Genomic DNA, 25,319 nt, shown 5'->3' on the forward strand with positions numbered 1-25,319 from the left:
AACTCGACGCTCGGCAAATGAGTTAGCCCTCCGGTATCTCGCGCTCGATCTCCTCGAGCCAGGCCCGCGCGGACATGTCCGACGGCGCTCGCCAGTCCCCACGCGGTGACAGCGAACCGCCATGGGAAACCTTGGGCCCGTTAGGCAGAGCCGAGCGCTTGAACTGGCTGAACGAGTAGAACCGTTGCACGAAAACCTGCAGCCAATGCCGGATCTCACCCAGTGAGTACGAGGGCCGCTTGTTCTCCGGGAAACCCGGCGGCCAGCTGCCCAAGTCGGGATCGCTCCAGGCATGCGATGCAAGGAAGGCGATCTTCGATGGGCGGAACCCGAAGCGAAGGATGTGAAACAGCGAAAAGTCCTGCAACGCATACGGTCCGACCTTCGCTTCGCTACTCTGAATTTCCTCGTCCTCACCGGAAGGCACTAACTCCGGTGTGATTTCGGTGTCGAGCACCGACTGCAGGGTTTCGCAGACCTCGTCGTCGAACTGGTCAGACGAAATCACCCACCGAATCAGATGCTGGATCAGCGTTTTCGGCACACCGCCGTTGACGTTGTAGTGCGACATCTGGTCGCCGACACCATATGTCGACCACCCCAGCGCCAGCTCCGACAGGTCACCGGTGCCCAGCACGATGCCGCCGCGCTGATTGGCCAGCCGGAACAAGTAGTCGGTGCGCAGCCCGGCCTGTACGTTCTCGAACGTGACGTCGTAGACCTTTTCCCCGTGCGCGAATGGATGATCCATGTTGGTGAGCATGAGTTGGGCGGTGTCGCTGATGTCGATCTCTTCGAATGTGACGCCCAGGGCTCGCGACAACCTGATCGCGTTGCCCTTGGTGCGATCGCCGGTGGCAAATCCGGGCAGCGTGAAGGCCAGGATGTCGCTGCGCGGCCGGTTTTCCCGGTCCATCGCTCGTGCGGCGACGATCAGCGCATGCGTCGAGTCCAGCCCGCCGGAGATGCCGATGACGATCTTCGGATAGTCCAGTGCCCGCAGGCGTTGCTCAAGCCCGGCGACCTGGATGTTGTAGGCCTCATAGCAATCCTGCTCCAGCCGGTTGGGATCGGACGGCACGAACGGAAAGCGCTCGACCGCACGCTGCAGCCCGAGGTCACCAACTGGCGGATCCAGCCGAAACTCGATGCGCCGGAACGACTCGGCCGTATCGCGATGGTGGCGCCGGTTATCGTCAAACGTGCCCATCCGCAGCCGTTCGGAGCGCAGCAGTTCAATGTCGAGGTCGGCGACCGACCGGCGTTCACCTTTGGGGAACCGCTCCGACATCGCGAGCAGCACCCCGTTCTCCCAGATCATGGTCTGGCCGTCCCACGCCAGGTCGGTGGTCGACTCTCCTTCTCCGGCAGCGGCATACACGTACGCGGCCAGACACCGCGACGATGCCGAGCGGGCCAGCAGGCAGCGGTCCTCGGCACGACCGATCGTGATCGGGCTGCCGGACAGGTTGGCCAGCACCGTCGCGCCCGCCAGCGCAGCCTCGGCACTCGGCGGAACCGGTACGAACATGTCCTCACAGATTTCGACGTGCAGCACGAAGTCGGGCACATCAGATGCCGCGAACAACAAGTCGGGGCCGAACGGGGCCTGCATGTCGCCGATCCAGACAGTACCGCGCTCGTCGTCTCCGGGTGCGATCTGCCGCTGTTCGTAGAACTCCCGATAGGTGGGCAGGTACGACTTGGGCACCACCCCGAGCACCATCCCGCGGTGGATGACGACGGCCGTGTTGTAGATCCGGTGCCGGTTGCGCAGCGGCGCCCCGACGACCAGGACCGGCGACAGGTCGGAGGAGGCCACCACGACGTCGAGCACGGCGTTCTCGACCGCATCCAGCAGGACGTCTTGGAGCAGGATGTCCTCGATGGAGTAGCCCGACAGCGTCAACTCCGGGAAGACGGCCAGCCCGACACCGTCGTCGTGGCACTCACGGGCGATCCGCAGCACCGAGTCCGCGTTGGCCGCCGGGTCGGCGATCGTCGTGTGATGGGTGCACGCGGCGACGCGGAAGAACCCCTGCCGGTAAATGTTGTAGAAGTCCATCGTCTTCATATTGCCCTGTGGCCGTCCGCGGCACTGCATCAACAGGTTGCGCAGATGCCGGCCTTGGGCTATCCGCCGACGGCAGGGCGGGGAATTTTGTAGCGTCGGTCTCTCATACGGAACACGGCGTTGCCGGTGCGACGCTCGGCGGTGTTGGCCATCGGCCCAAGAACACCCGGCGGCGGCGCCCCGCCCGGCGTGCCCAACGGCGGGTTCGCCGCCCACGCCGGCAGCGCCCGAAAGGCCGTTCCCGTCGCGCCCAGCGGCTCAGCGACGGCCGCCGGAGTTGCCGTTGCCCAGCCCTGCGGAACCGACAATTTGCCCACTCGGTCGGCGGTGTTCATGCCGGCGAGCACCTCACCGCGGACTGCTCCAGTCGCCGGTGCGGTGGACGCCGCCGTCACGGCGTGGGTGGTCCCGCTGGCGGCGGACTTGGCCGCCTGAAGGGCAGCCAACTGAGCGCCGGTGACGAAATTTCCCGCCTGAAACACGGAATAGGCAGTCGTCTGCCCCAGGCTCAGGGGGCCGAGAAGCGTATTGACAGCGCCGACGGCGCTGATGAGCGAGGACGACGACGTTGTGCCGGAGCCGCCCGATGCCAGCGTTTGCAGCTGTGGGGGCACTGCCGCCATCAACTGCGGCAGGGCGGTTTGAGCGTGTTCGGCGGACGAGGTGCCTACGGCGTTGGCGACGGCGGCGGCCTGGGCGGATTGGCCGGTGGGGTTGGTGGTCTGCGGCGGCTGGCTGAACGGGGTCAGCATCGCCGCTGCCGACGAGGCGGCGGCATAGCCGTACATGGCGGCGGCATCCTGCGCCCACATTTCGGCGTAGGCAGCCTCGGTGGCCGCGATCGCCGGGGTGTTTTGCCCGAAGAAATTCGTGGCGACCAGCGTCGCCAGCTGAGTGCGGTTCGCCGCGACCACCATCGGGGGAACCGTGGCGGCGAATGCGATTTCATAGGCGGCCGCCGCCGCGCGAGCCTGCCCGGCTGCCTGCTCGGCCTGCGCTGCCGTCGTCGTCAGCCACGCCACATAGGGTGCGGCCGCCCCGGCCATCGCCTCCGACGTGCCGCCCGACCAACTCTGGCCGGTCAGCTCCGAGATCGCTGAGGAGTAGCCGGCCGCATAGGAGTCCAATTGCGCGGCCAGTGCGTCCCAGGCCGCCGCATTCGCCATCATCGGCCCCGCTCCGGGACCGGCATACATTCTGGCCGAGTTGACCTCGGGCGGCAGCGCTCCGAAGTCCACCGCCTATCCGCCGAAGGTGGGACGGGGCATCTTGAAGCGGCGCGGCGCGACTTTCAAGACGCTGCTGACCGAGTGACGCGCCAACATGCCCGCCATCGGGCCCACGCCGGCAACCGGAGCCCCGGCGGCCGTGCCCGTCGCCGCGGTCTCCTCCAACGGCGCGACAGCTCCGAGATCCATTTCCGACATCCATAGCGGCTCTTCGACAGCGCTGGCCACCGGTGTCGCCGAGGCCCAGCTCTGCGGGACCGACAAACCGCCGATCGGTGCGGCCCGGCCCACACTGGCGAGCACCGGGCTGCGAACGACTTCGGGCACCAACGCCTTGGCCCCGACCATCGCAGCGCTGGTGTGCGCCTCGGGCAGGCTGCCGGCCGCCTGGAGGTTCGACCGGAAGATCGCGCTTCCAAAGCTTCCCGCCGACGTAATCGTGCGGCTGACGGCATTGCCGAAACTGATGGGCCCCGTAAGGGTGTTGAAGTTGCTGAAGGCCGTCAGGATCGACGATGGCACCGGCGAGGCGGCTGACGCCGACGGCCCGGCTCCCAAGGTTTGCAGCTGTTGTGGGACCGCCGACATGAGCTGCGACAGCGTGGCCTGAGACCGGGTGGCGGTCGAGTTGGCCATCGCCTGCGCCACGGCAGTGGACTGCTGTGATTGCCCTGCGAGGTTCGTGGTCTGCGGCGGCTCGCTGAACGGCGTCAGCGTCGTCGCCGTCGATGAGGACGCGGCATAGCCGTACATCGCGGCGGCATCCTGCGCCCACATCTCGGCGTAGGCGCCCTCGGTGGCCGCGATCTGGGTGGTGTTTTGCCCGAAGATGTTGGTGGCGACCAAGTTCGTCAACTGCGTGCGATTCGCGGTGACGAGCGCCGGCGGCACAGTTGCGGCGAACGCGGTCTCATAGGCGGCCGCCGCCGCCCGAGCCCGGCTGGCCGCCTCCTCGGCCTGCGCCCCGGCTGTCGTCATCCAGGCCACGTATGGCGCGGCCGCGGCGGCCATGGCATTCGATGCACTTCCCGACCAGCCGTCGCCGAGCAGTCCCGAGATCGTCGCCTCGTAGCCGCGCGAAACCGATTCCAACTGGACGGCGAGGGCATCCCACGCCGACGCCGCGGCCATCATCGGGCCCGAACCCGCACCGGCGTACATCCTGCTCGAGTTGACCTCGGGAGGCAGCGCCCCGAAATCCAGCATCAGCATTCCCCTTCTCAGCTATGTCGTGAGGCCCAATGGCGCCAAGTTGCAAACAGTTCGGCATAAAGATTTCTGCGAGTGCCGCGGATCTGCAGCACGCGTTCGCGATGCGAGCGAGAATTCCTCCGGACGTCAAGGCTTCGCGGCTACCAAGCTCCATCCAGCTAAGGCGGTCGAGTTTCGTTCTGCGGCAACCAATCCGCTCAACCGCACGGTTCGGAGAGGCAAGCACGCGACAACACCAGTCAACCGGACCATACGTGACGTTAAGACCCGACAACGGTCGGCAATCATCGAAGCCGGCGCACAAACGCTTGCCGCCAGCAAACTGTGTGGGGTTCGACTGGCCGTGGCCTGTGAACAACCTGCGTGGTAGATGTACGTGTCGATCAGGTGAATTGCAGGTTGCCGGCCGGCGAGCAACCTGGGCAAAGGCCGCCACGAGTTTCGATCTGGCTGATCCTAAAAGGTTGAGGACACTTCACCCGACCGGTGTCAACGGTCCCCGATGGGGTATCAAGACCTCATGAGCGACACCGCCGTGCTCGTCGTCGACATGCTGAACAGCTACGAGCATCCCGACGCCGAACTGCTGACCCCGAATGTGGAAAAGATCATCGAGCCGCTGGCCGGCCTGATTCGGCGGGTGCGCCAGCGCGACGACGTCGACCTAGTCTATGTCAACGACAACTACGGTGATTTCACCGCAGAATTCTCCGACATCGTCGACTCGGCACTCAACGGTGCGCGCCCGGATCTGGTGGAACCGATTCTTCCGCGACCCGGCTGCCGGATGGTGACCAAAGTCCGACACAGCGTCTTCTACGCCTCTCCGCTGGAGTATCTGCTCAGCCGGCTGGGCACCAAGAGGTTGATCCTTACCGGGCAGGTCACCGAGCAATGCATTCTCTACAGCGCGCTGGACGCGTTCGTGCGCCACATCCCCGTCGTGATACCCACCGACACCGTGGCGCACATCGACGCCGAGTTGGGTGCGGCGGCGCTGAAGATGATGGAATCGAATATGGATGCCGAGTTGACCTCGGCCGCGGACTGCCTGGGCTGATCGGACGTAGTGTCGGACGGGTGGAAACCCCGGAGTTGGTCGCGACGCTGGCCGGTCGCCGCGTGGCGGTGTTGACGGGCGCAGGGCTGTCCACCGATTCGGGTATCCCCGACTACCGCGGGCCAGATTCCCCGCCCAGCAATCCGATGACGATCCACCAGTTCGTCGGCGACCCGAAGTTTCGGCAGCGCTATTGGGCCCGCAACCACATCGGTTGGCGGCACATGGACACCACCCTGCCCAACGCCGGGCATCGGGCGCTGGCCGCGCTGGAGCGGGCCGGCGTGGTAACCGGAGTGATCACCCAAAATGTCGACTTGCTGCACACCAAGGCCGGTAGCGCGGTCGTGATCAATCTGCACGGCAGCTATGCCCAAGTGGTGTGCCTGAGCTGCGGACAAAGCCTGAGCCGGGCGGCGCTGGCCGACAAGCTGGAGGCACTCAACCCGGGCTTCATCGAACGGGCCGAGTCCGTCGGTGGATTGGCGGTGGCTCCCGACGCGGACGCCGTCGTCGTCGACACCGATTCCTTTCGATACCTCGATTGTTGCTGCGGAGGCATGCTCAAGCCCGACATCGTCTACTTCGGCGAGAACGTGCCGAAAGACCGTGTTGCCCAAGCCTATTCACTGCTCGACGACGCCGATGCGCTGTTGGTGGCCGGATCGTCGCTGACCGTCTTCTCCGGCTACCGCTTCGTGCGGCACGCCGCCGCGCGCGGCATCCCGGTCGCCATCGTCAACCGCGGAGCCACCCGAGGCGACGATCTGGCCGCGGTCAAAGTCGACGGCGGCTGCTCGGAGTTGTTGACACTGCTGGCCGCCGAGCTGATGCCGAGCGCTGTGCTTTAACGCATCAGAACGTGCAGGGCATGCGGCGGATGCCGTGGATGAAGTTGCCCGCCAGGTAGTCCGGTGTTCCGGCGGCGATATCCGGGAGCTGCCGGAGCAATTCACCGAAGATGGCCCGCAGCTGCGCCCGGGCCACATGGGTGCCCAGGCAGTAATGTTGGCCGCCGCCGCCAAAACCAACGTGCGGGTTGGGGTCTCGGCTCAAGTCGAAGCGCTCGGGGTGGTCGAACACCGTATCGTCCCAGTTACCGGAGGCATAGAACATCGCCACCTTCTCGCCGGCCCGAATGGTCTGGCCACCCAACTCGTAATCGGTTGCGGCCGTGCGCCGAAAGGTCATCACCGGCGTGGCGTAACGGATGAACTCCTCGACAGCCATGCCGATGCGGTTGTCGAAATCCTCCAGCAACCAAGCCCGTTGCTCCGGGAAGTCGGTGAGCGCCTTCAGCGCATGGCTGGTGGTCTGCCGGGTGGTGTCGTTACCGGCCACAGCGAGCAACACGAAGAACGCGGCCACGTCGGCGTCGGTCAGCCGATCACCGTCGACCTCGGCGTTCACCAGGCTGCTGAACAGATCGTCGCCGGGATGTTCGCGTCGCTCGGCGGCCAGCCTGCCGGCGACTTGATGCAAATACGTCACGCCTTCGAACATGACCTGCATCGGGTTGCGGCCGTCGAGATAAACCGGATCGTTGATCGACACCAGGGCATCGGCGTGATGCGCGACCTGCTCGCGCTCGGAATCCGGGATGCCCATCATGTCCGACAGCGTGCGCAGCGGCAATTCCTTGGCGCAGTGCTCGACGAAGTCGGCGCCACTGCCGGCGGCCCGCAATTCCTCGACGACCGACTTGGCGGCGGCTTTGATCGAATCCTCGATGCGCCTGACCTGCCGAGGGGTGAACGCGGCACTGGCCAGCTTGCGCAGCATGGTGTGCCGCGGCGGGTCCATGGCCAGGAAGGACTGCGTGCTTTCGAGCAACTCTTCGGGAAAGTTCTCGAACATCACGCCCTTGCCGGACAAGAACACCTCGTTGGTGCGGCTCACCGTGACGATGTCGGCGTGCCGGGTGATCGCCCAATAACCGGGGTCGTCGGGGTCGTTGAGCATCGCGTCTTCGACCGGTGGATGCCAGCTCACCGGCCGTTCGGCCCGTAGCACGGCGAACGAGCGCTCGCGGTCGGCGGCGGTGGTGGTCCAAAACGCCCGCGAGGACAAGTCGATCGGGTCGTAGCTGCGGATAGTCGCTGATGTCGCAGTCATGGTGGGTCCTTCGTGGGCTATGACTCGGATCACAGCACCATAATTTAGACAGAGTGTCTAGTCAAGATGTCGGTACGTCGATTAAGCTTCGACCCATGCCGTCGGTGACCCGTAAGCCGCAGGCCAAGCGGCAGGAACGGCGCCAGCACATTGAGCGCCGGTTGCTGGACGCCACTGAGCGGCTGATGCACGACGGCGCCAGCTTCACCGAACTGTCCGTGGACCGGTTGTCCGGCGAGGCCGGGATCTCGCGGGCCAGCTTCTACATCTACTTCGAGGACAAGGGCGATCTCGTGCGCCGGCTCGCGGGGCAGGTGTTCGGGGATCTCGCCGAAGCCGCCGAACGCTGGTGGAGCGTGGCGTGGCGACACGATCCCGGCGACGTCCGCGCCGCGATGACGGCGATCATCGCCAGCTATCGCCGTCATCAACCACTGTTGGTGGCGCTCAACGAGATGGCGGCCTACGACCCGTTGGTGAACGCCGCGTACCGCGATCAGCTGACCGGTATTTCGGCGCGAGTGGCCCAGGTCATCGAGGATGGTCAGGCCGCCGGGTCTATCCGCCCCGCGCTGCCCGCGGCCACTACAGCCAGTGCGCTGACCTGGATGGTCGAGCGGACCTGCCAGCAAAATCTTCCGGGCACCCCGTCCAACCACGATGCCGAGTTGGCCACCGCATTGACCGAGATCGTTTGGAGCGCACTATATCTGGAGCCGATTCCGTAGCGCTACACCGCGACCAGATCGTCGGCGTGCACGGCGGGCCGACGCAATTCGGCGGGCAACTCGGAGGTTGACCGGCCGATCATCGTGGTCAGTTCCGCGGCGTCGTAGGCGACGACGCCGCGGGCCACCGTGGCCGAATCCGGGCCGCGCAGTTCGATGACGTCGCCGCCGTGAAACCGGCCCGACAGCGCGGTGATACCCGCGGGCAACAGCGAGCGGCGCTGTTCTATGACCGCGCGCACCGCGCCCTCGTCCAGCGTCAGCGAGCCGGCCGAGTCGGCGGCGTAGCGCACCCAGAACCGGCGCGCCGACATCCGCTGCGGCCGCGCGGCGAACACGGTGCCCACCGAGGCGTCTCCCAGCGCGGTCGCGGCGTCGGCGGCCGCAGCTAACAGCACCGGCACCCCGGCATCGGCGGCCAGCAGCGCCGAGGACACCTTCGATGCCATCCCACCGGTGCCCAAATGGCTGCTCTGGCCGGCCACCACGCCATCGAGATCGGCGGGCCCGCGGACTTCGGCGATGAACGACGCCGAGCCTTTCCGCGGATCGGAGTCGTAGAGCCCGTCGATGTCGGAGAGCAGCACCAACGCGTCGGCGCCGACCAGATGGGCCACCAGTGCCGAAAGCCGGTCGTTATCACCGAACCGGATCTCGTTTGTGGCCACCGTGTCGTTCTCGTTGACGATGGCCACCGCGTGCAGCGCCCGCAGCCGATCCAACGTGCGCTGCGCGTTGTTGTGCTGCACCCGCATCGAAACGTCGTGCGCGCTCAGCAGGACCTGCCCGACGGTGCGCTGGTAGCGGGCGAACGCCGCACTCCACGAGTTCACCAGCGCTACCTGCCCCACGCTGGCCGCTGCCTGCTTGGTCGCTAAATCCGTTGGCCGGCGGTGTAATCCAAGCGGCTCGATGCCTGCGGCAATAGCTCCGGAGGAGACGATGACCACGTCGGAGCCCGCTTTCATGCGCGCCTCGATGGCGTCGGCGAGCCCGGCCAGTCGTCCGGCGTCGAACACGCCTGCCGAGGTGGTCAATGCGGTGGTGCCGATTTTGACGACGACGCGACGCGCGCCGCGGACGGCCTCGCGCGCGGTCATGAGTCGTGCTCGCGACGTCGGCGGCGGGCCGCTTTGCGTTCGGCGGCGCCGACGCGCTCGGTGCTTTCCAGGCGTGCGTCAGTACCGCGGCCGGACAGCGCGACATCCACACCGGCGGGGGTCTGCGGCTCCCAGTCGAAGGTCATCTCGCCGATCGTGACTGCGCAACCCGGTTGCGCGCCCAATCGCAGTAGCTCGTCCTCTACGCCCAGCCGCGCCAACCGGTCACCCAGATAGCCGACCGCCTCGTCGTTGTCGAAGTTGGTCTGGGTGATCCAGCGTTCGGGCCGCGCGCCACGCACCACAAACCCGCCCTCGCCGTCGGGCGTCACGGTGAAGCCGGCCTCATCGACCGGGATCGGGCGGATCACCGGGCGTCGCGGCGCCAACACCGGCTGCGCGGCCTGATACTGCGCAACCAGGTCAGCTAGTGCGAATATCAACGGCTGCAAGCCTTCCCGGGCCACAGTCGACACGATAAAAACGGGCCAACCGCGCTCGGCGATGTCATCGTGGACGAACTCGGCCAGTTCGCGGGCCTCCGGCACGTCGATCTTGTTGAGTACCACCGCCCGTGGCCGCTCGGCGAGGTCGCCGAGCGTCGAATCGCCTTGCAGGGTGGGCCGGTAGGCAGCCAACTCAGCCTCCAGCGCATCGATGTCGGAGACCGGGTCGCGGCCCGGCTCGGCGGTGGCGCAGTCGACGACGTGTACCAGCACCGCGCACCGCTCGATGTGCCGCAGAAAATCCAGCCCCAAACCGCGGCCCTGCGACGCGCCCGGAATGAGTCCGGGTACGTCGGCGACAGTGAAGGTGCGCTCCCCCGCCGAGACCACTCCGAGATTGGGCACCAAGGTGGTGAACGGGTAGTCGGCGATCTTGGGCTTGGCCGCCGAAATCGCCGACACCAGAGACGATTTGCCGGCTGACGGAAACCCGATCAGGCCGACGTCGGCAACGGTCTTGAGCTCCAGCGTGAGGTCGTGGACCTGCCCCTTCTCACCGAGTAGCGCAAACCCCGGCGCCTTGCGTGCCCGTGACGCCAGCGCCGCATTGCCCAGCCCGCCGCGTCCACCGGCAGCGGCCTCAAAGCGGATGCCGGCGCCGACCAAATCGGCCAGCAATCGGCCACGCTCGTCGAGCACGACGGTGCCGTCGGGAACCTTGACTTCCAGATCCGCGCCGGCTGCGCCGTCACGGTGGCCCCCCATCCCTTGCTTGCCGGACGGCGCAACCACATGCGGACGGAAGTGGAAGTCCAGCAAGGTGTGCACTTGCGGGTCGACAACAAGCACGACGCTGCCGCCCCGGCCGCCGTTGCCGCCGTCTGGACCGCCGAGCGGCTTGAATTTCTCGCGATGTACTGAGGCGCAGCCGTTACCGCCAGAGCCTGCCCGCACGTGGATGACGACGCGATCGACAAACCGAGCCATCGGGGATCCTCTCACCCGTCGACTGTGAAGCTGTTGCGAAAATTCTGCCGAGAATTCGCAACAGCTTCACACTCGCGAAGCTTTAGGCCTCCGGGACGATGTTGACCATCTTGCGGCCGCGCTTGACGCCGAACTCGACGGCACCGGCCGCCTTGGCAAACAGCGTGTCGTCGCCGCCGCGGCCGACGTTGACGCCCGGGTGGAAATGCGTACCGCGCTGGCGAACCAGGATCTCACCGGCCTTGACGACCTGACCACCGAACCGCTTGACGCCAAGCCGCTGGGCGGCGGAATCGCGACCGTTGCGCGAGCTTGAAGCGCCCTTCTTGTGTGCCATGTCGTTCGCTCCTACTTGATGCCGGTGACCTTCAGGACCGTCAGCTGCTGACGGTGACCCTGACGCTTGTGGTAGCCGGTCTTGTTCTTGAACTTGTGGATACGGATCTTGGGTCCCTTGGTGTGCTCGAGCACCTCACCGGTCACGGCGACCTTGGCCAGAGCGCTGGCATCGGTGGTGACCGTGGCACCGTCGACGACCAGTGCGACCGGCAGCGACACCTTCGCGCCGGGCTCGGAGTCGAGCTTCTCGACCTTGACGACGTCTCCGACCGCGACCTTGTACTGCTTACCGCCGGTCTTGACGATTGCGTAGGTCGCCATCGTTACGTCTACCTCTTCTTCTTCAGGCGCGCGCTATCCAAAGATGCGCAGTGGTCGGAGAGCGCCGGCCTGCCAGGCCTGGCGACAACTGGTCCAGGGTACTTGACCAGCGACTAAGGGGTCAAACCGGGCGGGTTCAACTGCGGCGATCGCCGCTACTCGTGGGCCGGTGGGCCGGCCGGTCGTGCTGCCGCCCGCCGCCGGCGGGGTCGCTTGGCAGCCGGCGCGGTGGTGCCGGAGGCATCCGGTTCAGTGGAGTCCTGGTCGGAGTCGTCATCGAGGTCCTCGTCGACGTCGAGATCCTCTTCGTCGCCGTCGTCGTCGAGGTCCTCGTCTTCGATATCTTCGTCGTCGTCGAGTTCGACTTCGTCATCATCGTCGTCGTCTTCGTCGGTGTCCTCGTCGGTGTCCTCGAAGTCGCCGTCGTCCAGATCTTCCTCCGCGACCTCGCGGGCTACCTGCTCTTCGACGGGCTCATCGGCGTCTTCTCGGCCTTCGCCGGCCGCCTCATCGGTGAGGCCGGAGTCGTCGGCGTCCTCGTCGGGGCGACCGTTGGCCGCGGCCATCGCCTTGAACATCGGATGCTCGCCGGGCGCGTGGGCAGGCACCTTGGCCACCACGGTGTCCTCGGCCTTGCTCTTCTTGGAGCGCCGTCCGCGTCGGCCGCCCTCGGATTTGCGACCGGTCCCCGAGCCGGAGTCGACGGGATCGGCGTGCAGCGTGATGCCGCGGCCATTGCAGTGCGGGCAGGTGCTCGAGAACGCCTCGATCAGCCCGGTGCCCAGCCGCTTGCGGGTGAGCTGCACCAGCCCCAGCGACGTCACCTCGGACACCTGGTGGCGGGTGCGGTCCCGGGCCAGCGCTTCGGTCAGCCGGCGCAGCACCAGGTCTCGGTTGGACTCCAGCACCATGTCGATGAAGTCGATGACGACAATCCCGCCGATATCGCGCAGCCGCAGCTGGCGGACGATCTCCTCGGCGGCTTCCAGGTTGTTCTTGGTGACGGTCTGCTCGAGGTTGCCGCCCGAACCGGTGAACTTGCCGGTGTTGACGTCGACGACGGTCATGGCCTCGGTGCGGTCGATCACCAGCGTGCCGCCCGAGGGCAGCCACACCTTGCGGTCCATCGCCTTGGTCAGTTGCTCGTCGATGCGGTGCACGGCGAACACGTCGGGTCCGGTCCCGCCATCCGGGCTGGCGGCGCTCTCATATTTGTTCACCTTCGAAACTAGTTCGGGTGCAACGGAGTTCACATAGTCGTTGATGGTTTTCCAGGCTTCGTCACCGGAGACGATCAGTTCGGCGAAGTCTTCGTTGAACAAGTCGCGGATGACCTTGACCAGCACGTCGGGCTCTTCGTAGAGCGCGACCGCGGCGCCGGCGGCTTTCTCCTTGGTCTCGGCGGCGGTGGCTTCGATCTGCGTCCAGCGTTCCTGCAGCCGGTTGACGTCCGCGCGGATGTCTTCTTCCTTGACGCCTTCGGAGGCGGTGCGGATGATCACGCCGGCGTCGGGCGGCACCACCTCTCGCAGGATTTCCTTGAGCCGCTGGCGTTCGGTGTCGGGCAGCTTGCGGCTGATCCCGGTCGACGATGCACCCGGCACGTACACCAGGTAACGCCCCGGAAGCGACACCTGGGTGGTCAGCCGCGCCCCCTTGTGCCCGACCGGATCCTTGCTGACCTGCACCACCACGTAGTCACCGGGTTTGAGGGCCTGCTCGATTTTGCGGTTGGCCCCGCCCAGGCCGGCGGCTTCCCAGTTCACCTCACCGGCGTAGAGCACGCCGTTGCGGCCGCGACCGATGTCGACGAACGCTGCCTCCATCGACGGCAGCACGTTTTGCACGATGCCCAGATAGATATTGCCCACCAACGACGCCGAGGCCGCACTGGTGACGAAGTGTTCGACGACGATGCCGTCCTCGAGCACGGCGATCTGGGTGTAGCGGGCGCCGGGGTGTGGCGGTTCGGTGCGGACCTTGTCGCGCACCACCATCACCCGCTCGACGGCCTCGCGGCGGGCCAGGAACTCGGCCTCGCTGAGCACCGGGGGCCGGCGGCGGCCGGCGTCGCGACCGTCGCGGCGACGCTGCCGTTTGGCCTCCAGCCGCGTCGAGCCGTTGATGCCCTGGATCTCGGAGCTGTCGTCGCTGTTCTTGTCGGCGCGTGGGGCGCGTTCGTGCACCACGGTGTTGGGCGGATCGTCGGGCGAGGGGTTGTCGTCGCCGTCGTCGCCGGAACCGGCCTTGCGACGACGTCGGCGCCGCCGGCGTCGGCTGCCGGCGTCCGTCGAGCCGTTCTCGTCGTCGCCACCGTCAGCGTCGTCCGACTCGCCACCGTCGGCAGCGGCCGAATCCTGTTCGGCATCGGCGTCGTCGGACTGGCCGCGGTTGTCCGGTCCGCCCTGCTCGCCGCGACCGCGGCCACGACCGCGCCGGCCGCGGCGGCGGCGCCGGTTGGCCGGCCGATCGGTCTGTTCGTCGTCGCTGTCTTCGTCGTCGTCGTCGGCGTCGTCTTCGTCAGCGGAGTCGTCGCTGGCGGCCTTCTCGATCGGCTGCGGCGCGACGAACAGCGGCATGTATTCGGGACGCTCAACCGTCGTCTCGAGCATGAGCCGGGATTCGGGTTCATCTGACTCAGCGGTCTTGGTTGCCTCTGCCGCCACCGGGGGTGCAGCCGCCAGCAGGTCGCGCACCCGGACCGCGTCGACGCGATCCACGCTGGAATGCGCGCTGCGGATCCGCCCGTCGAGTTCGGTGAGCGCGTCGAGCACCCGCCTGCTGGTCGTGCCCAGCGCCCGGGCCAGCGAATGGACCCTCAGCCGGTCGGGTAAGTCCTCGTGCCGGGACGCGTCTTCTGGAAGGTCTGAGGATGGGGCATCGTCTATCACGTAATCTCCTCAAGCCCCCGGGCGCGTCGTGCAGACGCGGCCACGCGAGGGCTTCGTTATGTACCCGGGTCACTTCTCCCGGGCTTGTGATGGTCTCGCCCCGAGCGGCTCGTATGGAACCCACCCGGCGCCGGTCTGAATGATGGCTGGACACTCGGCGCCGCACCACGAATCGCGGTGGTCGCGCTTGTCTAAGTCTTCATTCGGGCTTCGGACGCCGGTCCGGCGACGTTCACCCGTCTTCCAGTATCCCATACGGTCGGCTCGAGGCGGACCAAGTGCGCCGACTTGGCGCCGGGCCGGCTAGCGCCCGGGCCTGCGGCCAGCGCGTCGGGCCTGCGCCCAGCGCGCAAATCCGCGGCGATCGAGGCTCTCAGCGCAGGTTCGACGCCAGCAACGCAGTCTCGGCGCCGGGCCGGCTAGCGCCCGGAGAACCAGAGCGCGATCTCGCGTTCGGCCGACTCAGGCGAATCCGAGCCGTGCACCAGGTTGAACTGGGTTTCCAGGCCGAAGTCGCCCCGGATGGTGCCGGGCGCGGCCTTCTCCACCGGGTCGGTGGCCCCAGCGAGTTGCCGCACCGCCGCGACGGCTCGCGGTCCCTCCACGATGGCCGCCACGACCCCGCCCGACGTGATGAATTCCAACAGGGGCTCGAAAAACGGTTTGCCTTCGTGCTCCGCATAGTGATGGCGGGCCAGGCCCTCGTCGACGTCGCGCAGTTCCAGTGCCGCGATCGTCAAACCTTTGCGCTCGATTCGGCCCAAGATCTCACCCACCAGGCGCCGCTGCACGCCGTCGGGCTTGATCAACAGCAAAGTCCGCTCAGTCATAAGCGCCGCTCCTCGTCATGGGTGCGCACTGCATCGTCGCTGGCGCGGGTCACGGCGGACAAGCGTACCGGCTGTTCACTCCGGGGGTTGCTGCTGGCCGGGCAACATGCCGCGTTGCTGGCGCCGCAAGACCTCGGCGCGGAAATAGGCGATCAGCGCCCACACACCGGCGAAGAGCAGGCCGATGAAACCAACGCCGGGGTACACCAGGAAGCCGGCGATGAGGACCAGTTGCACGGCCAGGTTGGCCCAGATGGCCCACGACCGTCCCTGCAGCCCGGCCAACAGGACCAAGAGCACCGCCAACCCGATCAGATATCCCAACGCGACGGGGGTGAGGCCGCCGCCGACCGCACCAACGACCGGCAGCGCCAGCAGCACCACGATCGCCTCCAGGATCAAGGTGCCGGCCATCACGCCGCGAAAGCTCTTCCACGGGTCGGGGGCGCTCACGCGGGGTCCTTACCGAACAAGGTGCGGGCTGCGCCGGCAGTGACCACCGACCCGGTGACGACGATCCCGGTTCCGGAGAACGCGTCGGTGTCGGCGCCCGCCTCGTCCACCAGTGCGGTCGCGATCTCGATAGCGTCGGACAGGTTCTCGGCAGCATCGACGCGGTCGGGGCCGAAGCGCTGCTGCGCGGCCAACGTCAGCGTTTCGACATCCACCGCTCGCGGGGATCCGTTGTGCGTCACCACGATTCGATGCAAGACCGGCTCCAGCGCGGCCAAGATGCCGTCGACGTCCTTGTCGGCCAGCACGCTGACCACCCCGACCAGGAACTGGAAGTCGAACTCGTCGGCCAAAGTTTGGGCCAGCGCGGCCGCCCCGGCGGGATTGTGCGCGGCGTCGATGAACACCGTCGGCGCGCTGCGCATGCGTTCCAACCGGCCCGGGCTGGTGACGGCGGCGAAGCCGGCCCGCACCGCGTCGACGTCGAGCTGACGGTCCTTGCCCGCACCGAAGAACGCCTCGACCGCGGCCAACGCCACCGCCGCGTTGTGGGCCTGGTGCTCCCCGTGCAGCGGCAGGTGGAGGTCGGAGTACACCCCGCCCAGCCCCTGCAGCTCGAGCAGCTGTCCGCCGACGGCAACCTGGCGGCTCAGCACCGCGAATTCGGAGTCCTCGCGGGCCACCGCGGCATCGGCGCGCACCGCTTGGGCCAACAGCACCTCCATGGCCTCGGGAACCTGCCGGGCGATGACCGCGACGGTGTCCGGCGCGCCGCCTTCAGCTTTGGTGATGATGCCTGCCTTCTCGCCGGCGATCCCGGCGATGTCCGCCCCGAGGTATTCGACGTGGTCGATGCTGATCGGGGCGATGACGGCCACCGGTGCGTTGATCACGTTGGTAGCGTCCCAGCGGCCGCCCAGCCCCACCTCGATGACGCCCACGTCGATCGGCGCATCGGCGAACGCAGCGAAGGCCATCGCGGTGACGACTTCGAATTTGCTCATTGCCGGCCCACCCGCGGACTGCGACTGCTGATCGATCATCTGCACAAACGGCTCGATTTCGCGGTAAGTCGCCACATACTGCGCCGGGCTGATCGGCGTGCCGTCGATGGCGATGCGCTCGATGGCCGACTGCAGATGGGGGCTGGTGGTGCGGCCGGTGCGCCGGTGCAGCGCGGTCAGCAGCGCATCGACGATCCGTGCCACCGAGGTCTTGCCGTTGGTGCCCGCGATATGGATCGATGGATAGCTGAGTTGGGGCGAGCCGAGCAGGTCCATCAGCGCGCTGATCCGCGTCAGGCTGGGCTCGATTTTGGTTTCCGGCCAGCGCTGGTCGAGCAGATGTTCGACCTGCAGCAGCGACGCGATCTCGTCGGGTGTGGGTGGTGAGCTCACATCGCGGCCAGGCGGCTGGTAATCCGATCGACTTCTTCGCGGGCCACTCGCTGGCGGTCGCGGATCTTGTCGACGACGGCCGCGGGCGCCTTGGCCAGGAAGGCGTCGTTGTCGAGCTTGGCGCTGGTGCCGGCCAACTCCTTGTGAGCGGCGGCCAGGTCCTTCTCCAGGCGGCGGCGTTCGGCCTCGACGTCGATGGTGCCCGAGGTGTCGAGTTCGACGACCACGGTGGAGCTGCTGAGCCGAACCTCGACGGAGGCCGACGGGCTGAAATCGGTACCGGGCTCGGTCAACCACGCCAGCGACGTCACTGCGGGCACTTGACCATCCAGACCGCCGATGCCCGACAATCGGGCGGGCACCTTCTGCCGGTCGGCCAGACCTTGATCGCTGCGGAACCGGCGGACCTCGGTCACCAATCTCTGCATATCGGTAATCCGTTGCGCGGCAATCGGGTCGAGTGTGATCCCGGACGGTTGCGGCCAGTCGGCGATCACCAGCGACTCGCGACCGGTCAGCGCTTGCCACAACGTCTCGGTGATGAACGGGATCACCGGATGCAGCAGTCGCAGCAGCGTGTCCAGCGCGACGGCCAGCACCGCGTTGGTGTGCTCTAGCCCGGCGGACAACTGGGTCTTGGCCAATTCGACGTACCAGTCGCAGAATTCGTCCCAAGTGAAGTGGTACAGCGACTCGCAGGCCCGGCTGAATTCGTATCTGTCGAACGCAGAATCGACTTCGGCGCGCACCTCTTCCAGCCGGCCCAGAATCCAGCGATCGGCGTCGGTCAGCTTGTCGGACTCGGGCAGCGGAGCCAGCGCTGCGCCGTTGAGCAGCGCAAAGCGGGTGGCGTTGAACAGCTTGGTGCCGAAATTGCGCGACGCCCGCACATGGTCTTCGCCGAGGGACAAATCCCCGCCGGGGCTGGCGCCGCGAGCCAGGGTGAACCGCAGCGCGTCGGCGCCGAACGTCTCCACCCAGTCCAGCGGGTCGATGCCGTTGCCCTTCGACTTGCTCATCTTGCGGCCGAACTCGTCGCGGATCAGGCCGTGCAGATACACGTCGGTGAACGGCACCTGCGGTCCGCGACGTCCCTGCAGGGTGATGGCGTCGTCGTCGCCGACAAAGGTGCCGAACATCATCATCCGGGCCACCCAGAAGAACAGGATGTCGTATCCGGTAACCAAAACGCTTGTGGGGTAGAACTTTTCCAACTCTGGCGTGTGGTCGGGCCAGCCCATGGTGGAAAACGGCCACAGCGCCGAGGAGAACCAGGTGTCCAGGACGTCATGGTCCTGCTGCCAGCCCTCGGGCGGCGCCTCGTCGGGGCCGACGCACACCTGCTCGCCGTTGGGTCCGTGCCAAATCGGGATGCGATGGCCCCACCACAGTTGTCGCGAAATGCACCAGTCGTGCATGTCGTCGACCCAGCCGAACCAGCGGGGCTCCAGGCTGGCCGGGTGAATCACGGTGTCGCCATTGCGCACTGCGTCGCCAGCTGCTTTGGCCAGTGATTCCACCCTGACCCACCACTGCAGCGACAGCCGGGGTTCGATCGGTTCGCCGGTGCGTTCGGAATGCCCGACGCTGTGCAGATAGGGGCGCTTCTCAGCCACGATCCTGCCCTGCGCCGCCAGCGCCTCACGCACGGCAACTCGAGCGTCGAACCGGTCCATCCCGTCGAATGCTGTTCCAGTGTCCGCGATCCGGCCCTTGCTGTCCATGATCGTGAGCATCGGCAGTTGGTGCCGCAAACCGATCTCGAAGTCGTTCGGGTCGTGAGCCGGTGTGACTTTGACTGCGCCGGTGCCGAATTCGGGATCGACGTGCTTGTCGGCGATGACGACGAGCTGCCGGTCAACGAAGGGGTGCGGCAGCGTGGCACCAACCAGGTCCCGGTAGCGCTCGTCGTCGGGATGCACCGCGATGGCGGTGTCGCCCAACATCGTCTCCAACCGGGTGGTGGCGACCACGATGTGCGGCCCGTCCAGCGCCCCGTAGCGAAACGACACCAGTTCGCCTTCGACGTCGTCGTATCGGACTTCGAGGTCGCTGATCGCGGTTTCCAACTCCGGCGACCAGTTGACCAGCCGCTCGGCCTGATAGATCAACCCCGCGTCGTAGAGCCGTTTGAACATGGTCCGCACCGCCCGCGACAGGCCGTCGTCCATGGTGAACCGGTCGCGGCTCCAGTCCACGCCGTCGCCGAGCCGGCGCATCTGGGCGCCGATCGTGCCACCGGAGTCATGCTTCCAGTCCCACACTTTGTCGACGAACAGCTCGCGGCCGAAGTCCTCTTTGGTCTTGCCGTCGACGGCGAGCTGCTTTTCCACCACGATCTGGGTGGCGATGCCGGCGTGGTCCATGCCCGGCAGCCACAGCACCTCATAGCCCTGCATCCGCTTGCGGCGGGTCAGGACATCCATCAGGGTGTGGTCCAGCGCATGGCCCATGTGCAGCTCGCCGGTGACGTTGGGCGGCGGCAGCACGATCGAATAACCGGGTTTGGCGCTGGTCGCGTCCGCGGTGAAGTAACCGGCATCCACCCACCGCTGGTAGATCGCGTCCTCGACCGCGCCCGGCTCCCACGATTTGGGCAGGGCTTCGCCCCGGGTGTTGACGGGGGGTGTAGGGCTGGCGGTCACCGCTCAATTCTAGGAAGGCGCCGCTCCCACGCCGACCGCCGCCCTTGTGCGGTGCGTTACTTCTTGCCGCCGAACAGTCCGCCGAGGATCTCGCCCGCTTTGCTGCCCAAAACGTTGCCCAAGACGCTGCTCAGGGATTTGTTGCTGCCCGACATCCCGCTCAGGATGCTGCCCAGCACCTCGTTGAGACCCCCGCCGGCGCCCTCCTGCCCCGCGGGCGCCGTCTTGCCGCCGGTCATTTGTTTACCGATGTAGGCCAGCACGATCGGCGCCAGAATCGGCAATAGCTTGCCGAACAACTCGTTGTCTCCGGTGGCGGCGCCCGATAGCGCCGATGCCACGCGGTCCGGGTCGTTGCCGCCGAAGATTTTGGCGATCGCCTTCTGGCCATCGGCTTGGTCCACCTGGTCGACACCGATCCCGGTATCCAACAGTCCTCTGGCGGCGTGATCGCTGGCCGCGGACTCGATTGCGGACGCGTGGTCGGGATCTTGAGCGTTTTGGTGCAATCCGCCGACCAGTACCGGCACCAGCAGGTGAACCGCGCTGGTGACTTCCGACTCGTCGACGTCGAGTTGGGCGGCAATATCCCCGGTGGGGATCTGGGCGAAAAGATCGTCAAGGCCGGCCATGTGTCCGTCCACCTAACGTTGCTGGGATCTGGTGAGTCGTGCTGACACTAATCGGCCGATCAGGCCAACCGCACGGTGTCCAGCGACACGCCTGCGGCCGGGAACCGCGCCAGCAAGGCATCCCCCATTGCGGCCGCCGGCGTGAGCACGCCGTGCAGATCGGAAAGCTTGTCACGGTCCAATGCGAGTGCCAGGCCGCACTCGCCGAGCAGCACCGACGTCGCCTTGTATCCGGGATCGCCCTGTTGGGCGATCGTGGCCCGATATCGCGCGCCGGTCGTGGTGGTCGTGTAGGTCTCGGCGCAGTAGTGGCCGCGCTCACGAGCCTTCTCGCTGGGACCGGTGCCCGGTTTCGGCACCAGCCGCTGCGCCAGCCGGCGCGGCAACAACCGGAAGTAACGGCTGGCCAACCCGAACGTCCCGATGCTGACGCCGGTGAACAGCGCTGAGACCGCCGGCGCCACCACCGACGAACCCATGCTCATTGTTTCGCTGTAGCGGAACTTACTGCCGTACGCCCAGTCCAGTAACGCATTGCTGCGGCGCACGATTCGGGTGTTGTACGGCGCCATCGCGAAGCCCGCGGTCCAGACTCCGGCCAGTTCGGGTGCGATGTCACGACCGCGGCGCCAGCGCAGATCCGGTTGGGGACCCAACTCCGGCTCGGCCGCACGGTCGGTGCTCAACGTGTAGGGGTCGTTGAGCTGTCGCCGGGCCTCGGGGTCGCTGGAGGAGGTATCGAACACTTCCAGCATCGACGCGGCGGTGCCGCCGGAGACCCCGCCGGCGAAGCGGCGCAGTACAAAGCTGGTGTCGCCCAACTCGCCGGTGCCGTCCTCGCTGACCTTGCGGTACAGCGCGAAGGCGGTCAGATCTGAAGGGATGGAGTCGAATCCGCATGCGTGCACGATGCGCGCACCGGTGTCGGCGGCCTGCTTGTGATATTGGTCGATGCTGTCCCGCACGAACATCGCCTCACCGGTCAGGTCGGCGTAGTCGGTGCCGGCCGCCGCGCAGGCGGCCACCAGCGGCAGCCCGTAGCGGGTATAGGGGCCAACCGTGGTGATCACCACTTGTGTGCGGGCGGCCATCGCATCCAGCGTCGACGGCGACGACGCGTCGGCCTCCACCAGCGGCCAGGACTGCGCCGCGGCGCCCAGGCTTTCGCGCACCCTGGCCAATTTTTCGGCAGACCGGCCGGCCAGCGCGATACGCGCGTCGCCGCCGGCACGGGCGAGGTATTCAGCGGTGAGCTTCCCCACAAATCCGGTCGCCCCGTACACCACAATGTCGAATTCGCGCTGCGTTCCCGTCACGGCGCCGACGCTACTCCGAGGATTTCGGTCAGCTCACTGCTCTCCCCGGCACTTGCTCGGCCCACTCCGCAGCCCACATCGTCGCCGGGTTAGGTTCGGCCCATGGCGCAGCAGATCGTCGTGGTCGGCGCGGGCATCGCGGGACTGGCAACTGCGGTGGCGCTGCAGCGCTGCGGTCACGCCGTCACCGTGATCGAAGAGCGCACCGACACCTCGTCGGGGGCCGGAATCAGCATTTGGCCCAACGCGCTGGCCGCGCTGGACCGCATCGGCCTCGGCGACGCCGTCCGCGAGGCCGGCGGCCGGATCACCGCGGGTGCCATGCGCTGGCGCGACGGCTCGTGGCTGCGCCACCCGACCCCCGAACGGATCGTCCGGGCGCTTGGTGAGCCCTTGGTAGTGGTGCACCGTTCGGCGCTGCGCGACATCCTTGCCGGCGCGCTGGCGCCGGGCAGTGTGGAATACGGGTTGGCCGCTACCAGGCTCGTTGCGGGCGCCGACGGCGTGCGGGTCGAGTTGTCGGACCGCACGGTCCGGGCTGCCGACGCAGTGATCGGCGCCGACGGGACCTACTCAGTGGTAGCCCGCCACCTCAACGGCGCGCTGAGCCACCGTTATGTCGGCTACACCGCATGGCGAGGAGTCGCCAGCTACGCCATGGATCCGGAGCTGGCCGGGGAGACACTCGGCCCCGGCATCGAAACTGGCCACGTCCCGATGGGGTCGGATCAAACATATTGGTTTGCCACCGAACGCGCGCCCGAGGGACAACGGGCGTCCGGCGGAGAGCTGGCTTACCTGCAAGCAAAGTTCGCCGGCTGGCCCGATCCCGTCGGAAGCATGCTGGCGGCCACGCCACCAGCCGACGTATTACGCAACGACCTTTACGACCGCGGCCCTGCCCGGCGCTGGGCGCGTGGGCCCATCCTGCTGGTCGGCGATGCGGCCCATCCCATGCGGCCGCACTTGGGCCAAGGTGGCTGCCAAGGATTGGAAGATGCCGCGATCCTGGCTGCGTTTGTCGCTCGAGGCGCCGACTTGCCGACCGCGTTTGCCCGGTTCGTGGACTTCCGCCGGCGACGGGTCATGTCTTTGGTTCGTGAGTCGGCGTTGATCGGCAAGGTCGTCAATCTGCGCCCGGCGTTCCTCAGCGCGGCCGCCAGCCGGGCCACAGTAGTGGTCCCGGAGGCGGCGCTGACTCGCCATCTGGCGTCTGTGGCAGCCCAGTCGGCGTTCGTGCTGCCCGCACCCGCATAGACGACGGTGCCGGGCCCACAGGCCCGGCACCGTCTTTTAGAGCTTCAGGTCAGCCGCGTCGGCCGCAGACCGGCCAGGCACCGATGCCCTGCGAATGCAGGACGTTCTCGGCCACCCGGATCTGCTCGTCACGGCTCGCCGTGTGCGCGGAGCCCGAGCCGCCGTTGGACCGCCAGGTGCTGGGGGTGAACTGCAGGCCGCCGGAAAAGCCGTTTCCGGTGTTGATCGCCCAGTTGCCACCGGACTCACACGCCGCGATCGCATCCCAGTTCACGCTGTAGGCCTGCACGGGGGCGGGAGCCTCCTCGGGAGCCGGCTCAGGCTCCGGAGCGGGCGGCGCCCAAGGGCCCGGCGGCATGAACTCCGGCGCCGGCGGCACGTCTTCCGGCGCCGGCGGCAGGTCTTCCGGCGGCGCCGGAGCGGCCGGCGCGTCGTCAAACGCCACGTCCTCCACGTTCACGGGGCCGACCGGCGCGTTGAGGTCGACGTCATCCGCGTAGGCGGTGGCAATCGGCGCGGTGGCAAGCACTCCGGTGAGCGCCGCCAGAGTCAGCGTCTTGCGGACGTAGTTCAATATCGTTCCTTTCGCGGTGCGCGCGCGCCAAAGCAAGCCCACAGATGTGGACTGGGATGCCTGTACAGGCGGGATTGCTGCTTCGAAACGTGCCGTCTCGTTCAGGCACGACAGCGGGGGCACGATCTGCCCGGCGGGCCTAGTGGCCCGGTGGCTGCGGGGCGACAGTGCCGTCCGCAGCCCCGCTCACACGCGGGTCCGTGGATTCGATTTTGTGTTGCCCGTGTTGAGGGCCGACACGGACCGTACGAGACGAGATTGAATTCGTCATCTTCGACACGCCGGCTATCTCGGTTCAATAACGGCCACATCACAGCGGCTCAAATAATTGTCTTCCCTGGTCACGTGCGGCTTTTGCGTATACGTCGGCAGCGGGCCATAACTGCGCTATCGTGAGCCAAATCACGGCAATATTGTGAACTGCACCACGTCTTTCACCCAGTCTCTACCGCGTGATCGGCAGAGCCAACGCGCCACGGTGTGTTACAGGAGTGATTACCCAGGCGCTAGACCGGATTTCGAAATTTCGTGATGGATCAGAGATCGTGCTTCGCAGGTCGCGAATATCGCATACCTACACATGCTTTGCGTTGAAACGCAAGCACGCCAGCGTATTTCAGCATTATCGACTGGGCCACGATGCTGCGTCTGTACCGCTGCAGCGAGCCCATGGCATCGCCATGACCCGCCAACCACGTTGCCAGGACAACACTTTCACAATCAGCATCATGCAGTGGAAAACCACGCCTGCCGCAGCTCAGGGTGGACCGCTATGCAACCCTGCGGCTATCGCAGCGACGGAAAATCATTGCCTGACTTGTAGCATCGCCGCGTAAGCAGCGTGGGCAGAATCGACCTTGCTAGCTAAACCCGTTCTGCCCCAATGGCGTTCAGCTTCTGGCTGAGCCGAAGCGCGCTCATGGCTGGAGTCCGCGAAGAATAGCGGAAAGAAATTTGCATCTTCGGCTGGAAATTGACGAATTAATGGTCTTTATGACACCGGCACTTATCACAATGGTTCGCTCGGAAATGGATTAAATTTCACCGCGTTATCGATCGACAATTCCCGGCGACCTCGCTTGTCGCGGCGTTGGCCCGGACGGGTGCGCTAGGGCGCAGAGGCTGACAGCGTGCGTAGATCGTCCGCCGAGTTGACGTTGGTCAACGACCGCGAGGACGGCAGCACGATGCGCTGGGTGTCGGCGCCGTCGACCAATGCGCGCATCCGGCGCTCGCCGGCGGCCACCAACACGTCGACCCGCTCGGCGAGGTCGGTGCGGTAAACGGCGGCCAGATAGTGGTCGCGACCGTCCCAGGGCAATACCACCTCGGCGTCTACCTCGTCGGCGCCACCGGCCAGGGTGTCGATCAGATCGACAGTCAGAAACGGCATGTCGACGGCACACACGAATGCGCGTTTTGCGCCGGCTTCACGAGCGGCGCGCAGTCCCCGCCCGGTCGCGAGCAGCGGACCCAGTCCACGGACCTCGTCGCGCACCACCTCTGCGGATAGCTGCGGCAGCGGTTGTCCGGGTGCTGCGACGACGAAAACCGGTTGGCAGCGTTGGCTGACGATGCCCACCACGTGCTCGACCATCGTGGTGGGGTTTGGGCTGCCGGCGATAGCCTGCGGAACCGGAAGCGTGGCCTTGTCGCGGCCCATTCGACGGGACGCTCCCCCCGCCAGCACTACCCCAGCCAGCGAGGCCGCAA

The 25,319-nt window shown here is 66.7% G+C and carries 21 protein-coding genes; 4 read left to right on the top strand and 17 right to left on the bottom strand.

Annotated elements, in window-relative coordinates; genetic code table 11:
• Window positions 1–22 precede the first annotated feature (22 nt).
• The 3 genes from AC5Y49_RS03470 to AC5Y49_RS03480 form a co-directional block, all read right to left on the bottom strand.
• Window positions 23–2,065, bottom strand: a complete 2,043-nt coding sequence (locus tag AC5Y49_RS03470; protein WP_499884367.1) for an NAD(+) synthase — start codon at window positions 2,063–2,065, stop codon at window positions 23–25.
• 68 nt (window positions 2,066–2,133) lie between these two features.
• Entirely contained in the window at window positions 2,134–3,270 is a 1,137-nt protein-coding gene (locus AC5Y49_RS03475; protein ID WP_499884647.1) for a PPE family protein, read from the bottom strand.
• A 45-nt stretch (window positions 3,271–3,315) separates the two neighbouring features.
• Window positions 3,316–4,509: a PPE family protein gene (locus AC5Y49_RS03480; protein WP_499884368.1), complete on the bottom strand. Its 1,194-nt coding sequence runs from the start codon at window positions 4,507–4,509 to the stop codon at window positions 3,316–3,318.
• Window positions 4,510–5,035: 526 nt separating this feature from the next.
• On the opposite strand from AC5Y49_RS03480, the gene AC5Y49_RS03485 reads away from it, so the two are divergent.
• Both AC5Y49_RS03485 and AC5Y49_RS03490 read left to right on the top strand, forming a co-directional pair.
• Complete coding sequence (locus AC5Y49_RS03485) at window positions 5,036–5,575, top strand: cysteine hydrolase family protein (RefSeq protein WP_499884369.1); 540 nt, start codon at window positions 5,036–5,038, stop codon at window positions 5,573–5,575.
• 20 nt (window positions 5,576–5,595) lie between these two features.
• On the top strand, window positions 5,596–6,426 hold the full coding sequence (locus AC5Y49_RS03490) for a Sir2 family NAD-dependent protein deacetylase (protein WP_499884370.1): 831 nt from the start codon (window positions 5,596–5,598) through the stop codon (window positions 6,424–6,426).
• Window positions 6,427–6,430: 4 nt separating this feature from the next.
• On the opposite strand, the gene AC5Y49_RS03495 is transcribed toward AC5Y49_RS03490, so the two are convergent.
• The gene (locus tag AC5Y49_RS03495; RefSeq protein WP_499884371.1) at window positions 6,431–7,690 is read right to left on the bottom strand and encodes a cytochrome P450; all 1,260 of its coding nucleotides are present in this window, start codon (window positions 7,688–7,690) and stop codon (window positions 6,431–6,433) included.
• Between the two features lie 95 nt (window positions 7,691–7,785).
• Between AC5Y49_RS03495 and AC5Y49_RS03500 the strand changes: the two genes are divergently transcribed.
• Window positions 7,786–8,418, top strand: a complete 633-nt coding sequence (locus AC5Y49_RS03500) for a TetR/AcrR family transcriptional regulator (RefSeq protein WP_499884372.1) — start codon at window positions 7,786–7,788, stop codon at window positions 8,416–8,418.
• A gap of 2 nt (window positions 8,419–8,420) precedes the next feature.
• Here AC5Y49_RS03500 and proB read toward each other — a convergent pair whose 3' ends face one another.
• The 11 genes from proB to AC5Y49_RS03555 form a co-directional block, all read right to left on the bottom strand.
• Window positions 8,421–9,518 (bottom strand): glutamate 5-kinase, encoded by a 1,098-nt coding sequence (gene proB / locus AC5Y49_RS03505; RefSeq protein WP_499884374.1) that lies wholly within the window; start codon window positions 9,516–9,518, stop codon window positions 8,421–8,423.
• A complete protein-coding gene (gene obgE / locus AC5Y49_RS03510; RefSeq protein ID WP_499884375.1) occupies window positions 9,515–10,951 on the bottom strand; it encodes a GTPase ObgE in 1,437 nt (478 codons plus the stop codon). The genes proB and obgE overlap by 4 nt, the downstream gene beginning before the upstream one ends.
• A gap of 82 nt (window positions 10,952–11,033) precedes the next feature.
• Window positions 11,034–11,288 (bottom strand): 50S ribosomal protein L27, encoded by a 255-nt coding sequence (gene rpmA, locus AC5Y49_RS03515; RefSeq protein WP_065016721.1) that lies wholly within the window; start codon window positions 11,286–11,288, stop codon window positions 11,034–11,036.
• 11 nt (window positions 11,289–11,299) lie between these two features.
• Window positions 11,300–11,611: a 50S ribosomal protein L21 gene (gene rplU, locus AC5Y49_RS03520; protein WP_065016722.1), complete on the bottom strand. Its 312-nt coding sequence runs from the start codon at window positions 11,609–11,611 to the stop codon at window positions 11,300–11,302.
• Window positions 11,612–11,766: 155 nt separating this feature from the next.
• The gene (rne, locus tag AC5Y49_RS03525) at window positions 11,767–14,502 is read right to left on the bottom strand and encodes a ribonuclease E (protein ID WP_499884376.1); all 2,736 of its coding nucleotides are present in this window, start codon (window positions 14,500–14,502) and stop codon (window positions 11,767–11,769) included.
• Between the two features lie 419 nt (window positions 14,503–14,921).
• The gene (gene ndk, locus AC5Y49_RS03530; protein WP_499884377.1) at window positions 14,922–15,332 is read right to left on the bottom strand and encodes a nucleoside-diphosphate kinase; all 411 of its coding nucleotides are present in this window, start codon (window positions 15,330–15,332) and stop codon (window positions 14,922–14,924) included.
• A gap of 75 nt (window positions 15,333–15,407) precedes the next feature.
• Window positions 15,408–15,746: a DUF4233 domain-containing protein gene (locus AC5Y49_RS03535; protein ID WP_499884648.1), complete on the bottom strand. Its 339-nt coding sequence runs from the start codon at window positions 15,744–15,746 to the stop codon at window positions 15,408–15,410.
• Window positions 15,747–15,781: 35 nt separating this feature from the next.
• The gene (gene folC, locus AC5Y49_RS03540; protein WP_499884378.1) at window positions 15,782–17,182 is read right to left on the bottom strand and encodes a bifunctional tetrahydrofolate synthase/dihydrofolate synthase; all 1,401 of its coding nucleotides are present in this window, start codon (window positions 17,180–17,182) and stop codon (window positions 15,782–15,784) included.
• Window positions 17,179–19,827, bottom strand: a complete 2,649-nt coding sequence (locus AC5Y49_RS03545; protein ID WP_499884379.1) for a valine--tRNA ligase — start codon at window positions 19,825–19,827, stop codon at window positions 17,179–17,181. The genes folC and AC5Y49_RS03545 overlap by 4 nt, the downstream gene beginning before the upstream one ends.
• A gap of 56 nt (window positions 19,828–19,883) precedes the next feature.
• A complete protein-coding gene (locus AC5Y49_RS03550) occupies window positions 19,884–20,459 on the bottom strand; it encodes a DUF937 domain-containing protein (protein ID WP_499884380.1) in 576 nt (191 codons plus the stop codon).
• Window positions 20,460–20,518: 59 nt separating this feature from the next.
• Window positions 20,519–21,775 (bottom strand): saccharopine dehydrogenase family protein, encoded by a 1,257-nt coding sequence (locus AC5Y49_RS03555; protein WP_499884381.1) that lies wholly within the window; start codon window positions 21,773–21,775, stop codon window positions 20,519–20,521.
• Between the two features lie 102 nt (window positions 21,776–21,877).
• On the opposite strand from AC5Y49_RS03555, the gene AC5Y49_RS03560 reads away from it, so the two are divergent.
• Window positions 21,878–23,032: an FAD-dependent oxidoreductase gene (locus tag AC5Y49_RS03560; RefSeq protein ID WP_499884382.1), complete on the top strand. Its 1,155-nt coding sequence runs from the start codon at window positions 21,878–21,880 to the stop codon at window positions 23,030–23,032.
• Window positions 23,033–23,081: 49 nt separating this feature from the next.
• Here AC5Y49_RS03560 and AC5Y49_RS03565 read toward each other — a convergent pair whose 3' ends face one another.
• Both AC5Y49_RS03565 and mobA read right to left on the bottom strand, forming a co-directional pair.
• Complete coding sequence (locus AC5Y49_RS03565; protein ID WP_499884383.1) at window positions 23,082–23,606, bottom strand: transglycosylase family protein; 525 nt, start codon at window positions 23,604–23,606, stop codon at window positions 23,082–23,084.
• Between the two features lie 1,108 nt (window positions 23,607–24,714).
• Entirely contained in the window at window positions 24,715–25,269 is a 555-nt protein-coding gene (gene mobA, locus AC5Y49_RS03570; RefSeq protein WP_499884649.1) for a molybdenum cofactor guanylyltransferase, read from the bottom strand.
• Window positions 25,270–25,319: the final 50 nt, after the last annotated feature.

Source organism: Mycobacterium sp. NGS62 (assembly GCF_059812285.1).

Bases quoted from the DNA above. Each gene is read 5' to 3' on its own strand.
- AC5Y49_RS03485 (WP_499884369.1), top strand. From the start codon at position 5,036: ATGAGCGACACCGCCGTGCTCGTCGTCGACATGCTGAACAGCTACGAG.
- AC5Y49_RS03500 (WP_499884372.1), top strand. From the start codon at position 7,786: ATGCCGTCGGTGACCCGTAAGCCGCAGGCCAAGCGGCAGGAACGGCGC.
- mobA (WP_499884649.1), bottom strand. From the start codon at position 25,269: ATGGGCCGCGACAAGGCCACGCTTCCGGTTCCGCAGGCTATCGCCGGC.
- rplU (WP_065016722.1), bottom strand. From the start codon at position 11,611: ATGGCGACCTACGCAATCGTCAAGACCGGCGGTAAGCAGTACAAGGTC.
- rpmA (WP_065016721.1), bottom strand. From the start codon at position 11,288: ATGGCACACAAGAAGGGCGCTTCAAGCTCGCGCAACGGTCGCGATTCC.
- AC5Y49_RS03535 (WP_499884648.1), bottom strand. From the start codon at position 15,746: ATGGCCGGCACCTTGATCCTGGAGGCGATCGTGGTGCTGCTGGCGCTG.
- AC5Y49_RS03470 (WP_499884367.1), bottom strand. From the start codon at position 2,065: ATGGACTTCTACAACATTTACCGGCAGGGGTTCTTCCGCGTCGCCGCG.
- proB (WP_499884374.1), bottom strand. From the start codon at position 9,518: ATGACCGCGCGCGAGGCCGTCCGCGGCGCGCGTCGCGTCGTCGTCAAA.
- AC5Y49_RS03560 (WP_499884382.1), top strand. From the start codon at position 21,878: ATGGCGCAGCAGATCGTCGTGGTCGGCGCGGGCATCGCGGGACTGGCA.
- AC5Y49_RS03475 (WP_499884647.1), bottom strand. From the start codon at position 3,270: ATGTATGCCGGTCCCGGAGCGGGGCCGATGATGGCGAATGCGGCGGCC.
- AC5Y49_RS03480 (WP_499884368.1), bottom strand. From the start codon at position 4,509: ATGCTGGATTTCGGGGCGCTGCCTCCCGAGGTCAACTCGAGCAGGATG.
- obgE (WP_499884375.1), bottom strand. From the start codon at position 10,951: ATGGCTCGGTTTGTCGATCGCGTCGTCATCCACGTGCGGGCAGGCTCT.
- AC5Y49_RS03495 (WP_499884371.1), bottom strand. From the start codon at position 7,690: ATGACTGCGACATCAGCGACTATCCGCAGCTACGACCCGATCGACTTG.
- AC5Y49_RS03550 (WP_499884380.1), bottom strand. From the start codon at position 20,459: ATGGCCGGCCTTGACGATCTTTTCGCCCAGATCCCCACCGGGGATATT.
- ndk (WP_499884377.1), bottom strand. From the start codon at position 15,332: ATGACTGAGCGGACTTTGCTGTTGATCAAGCCCGACGGCGTGCAGCGG.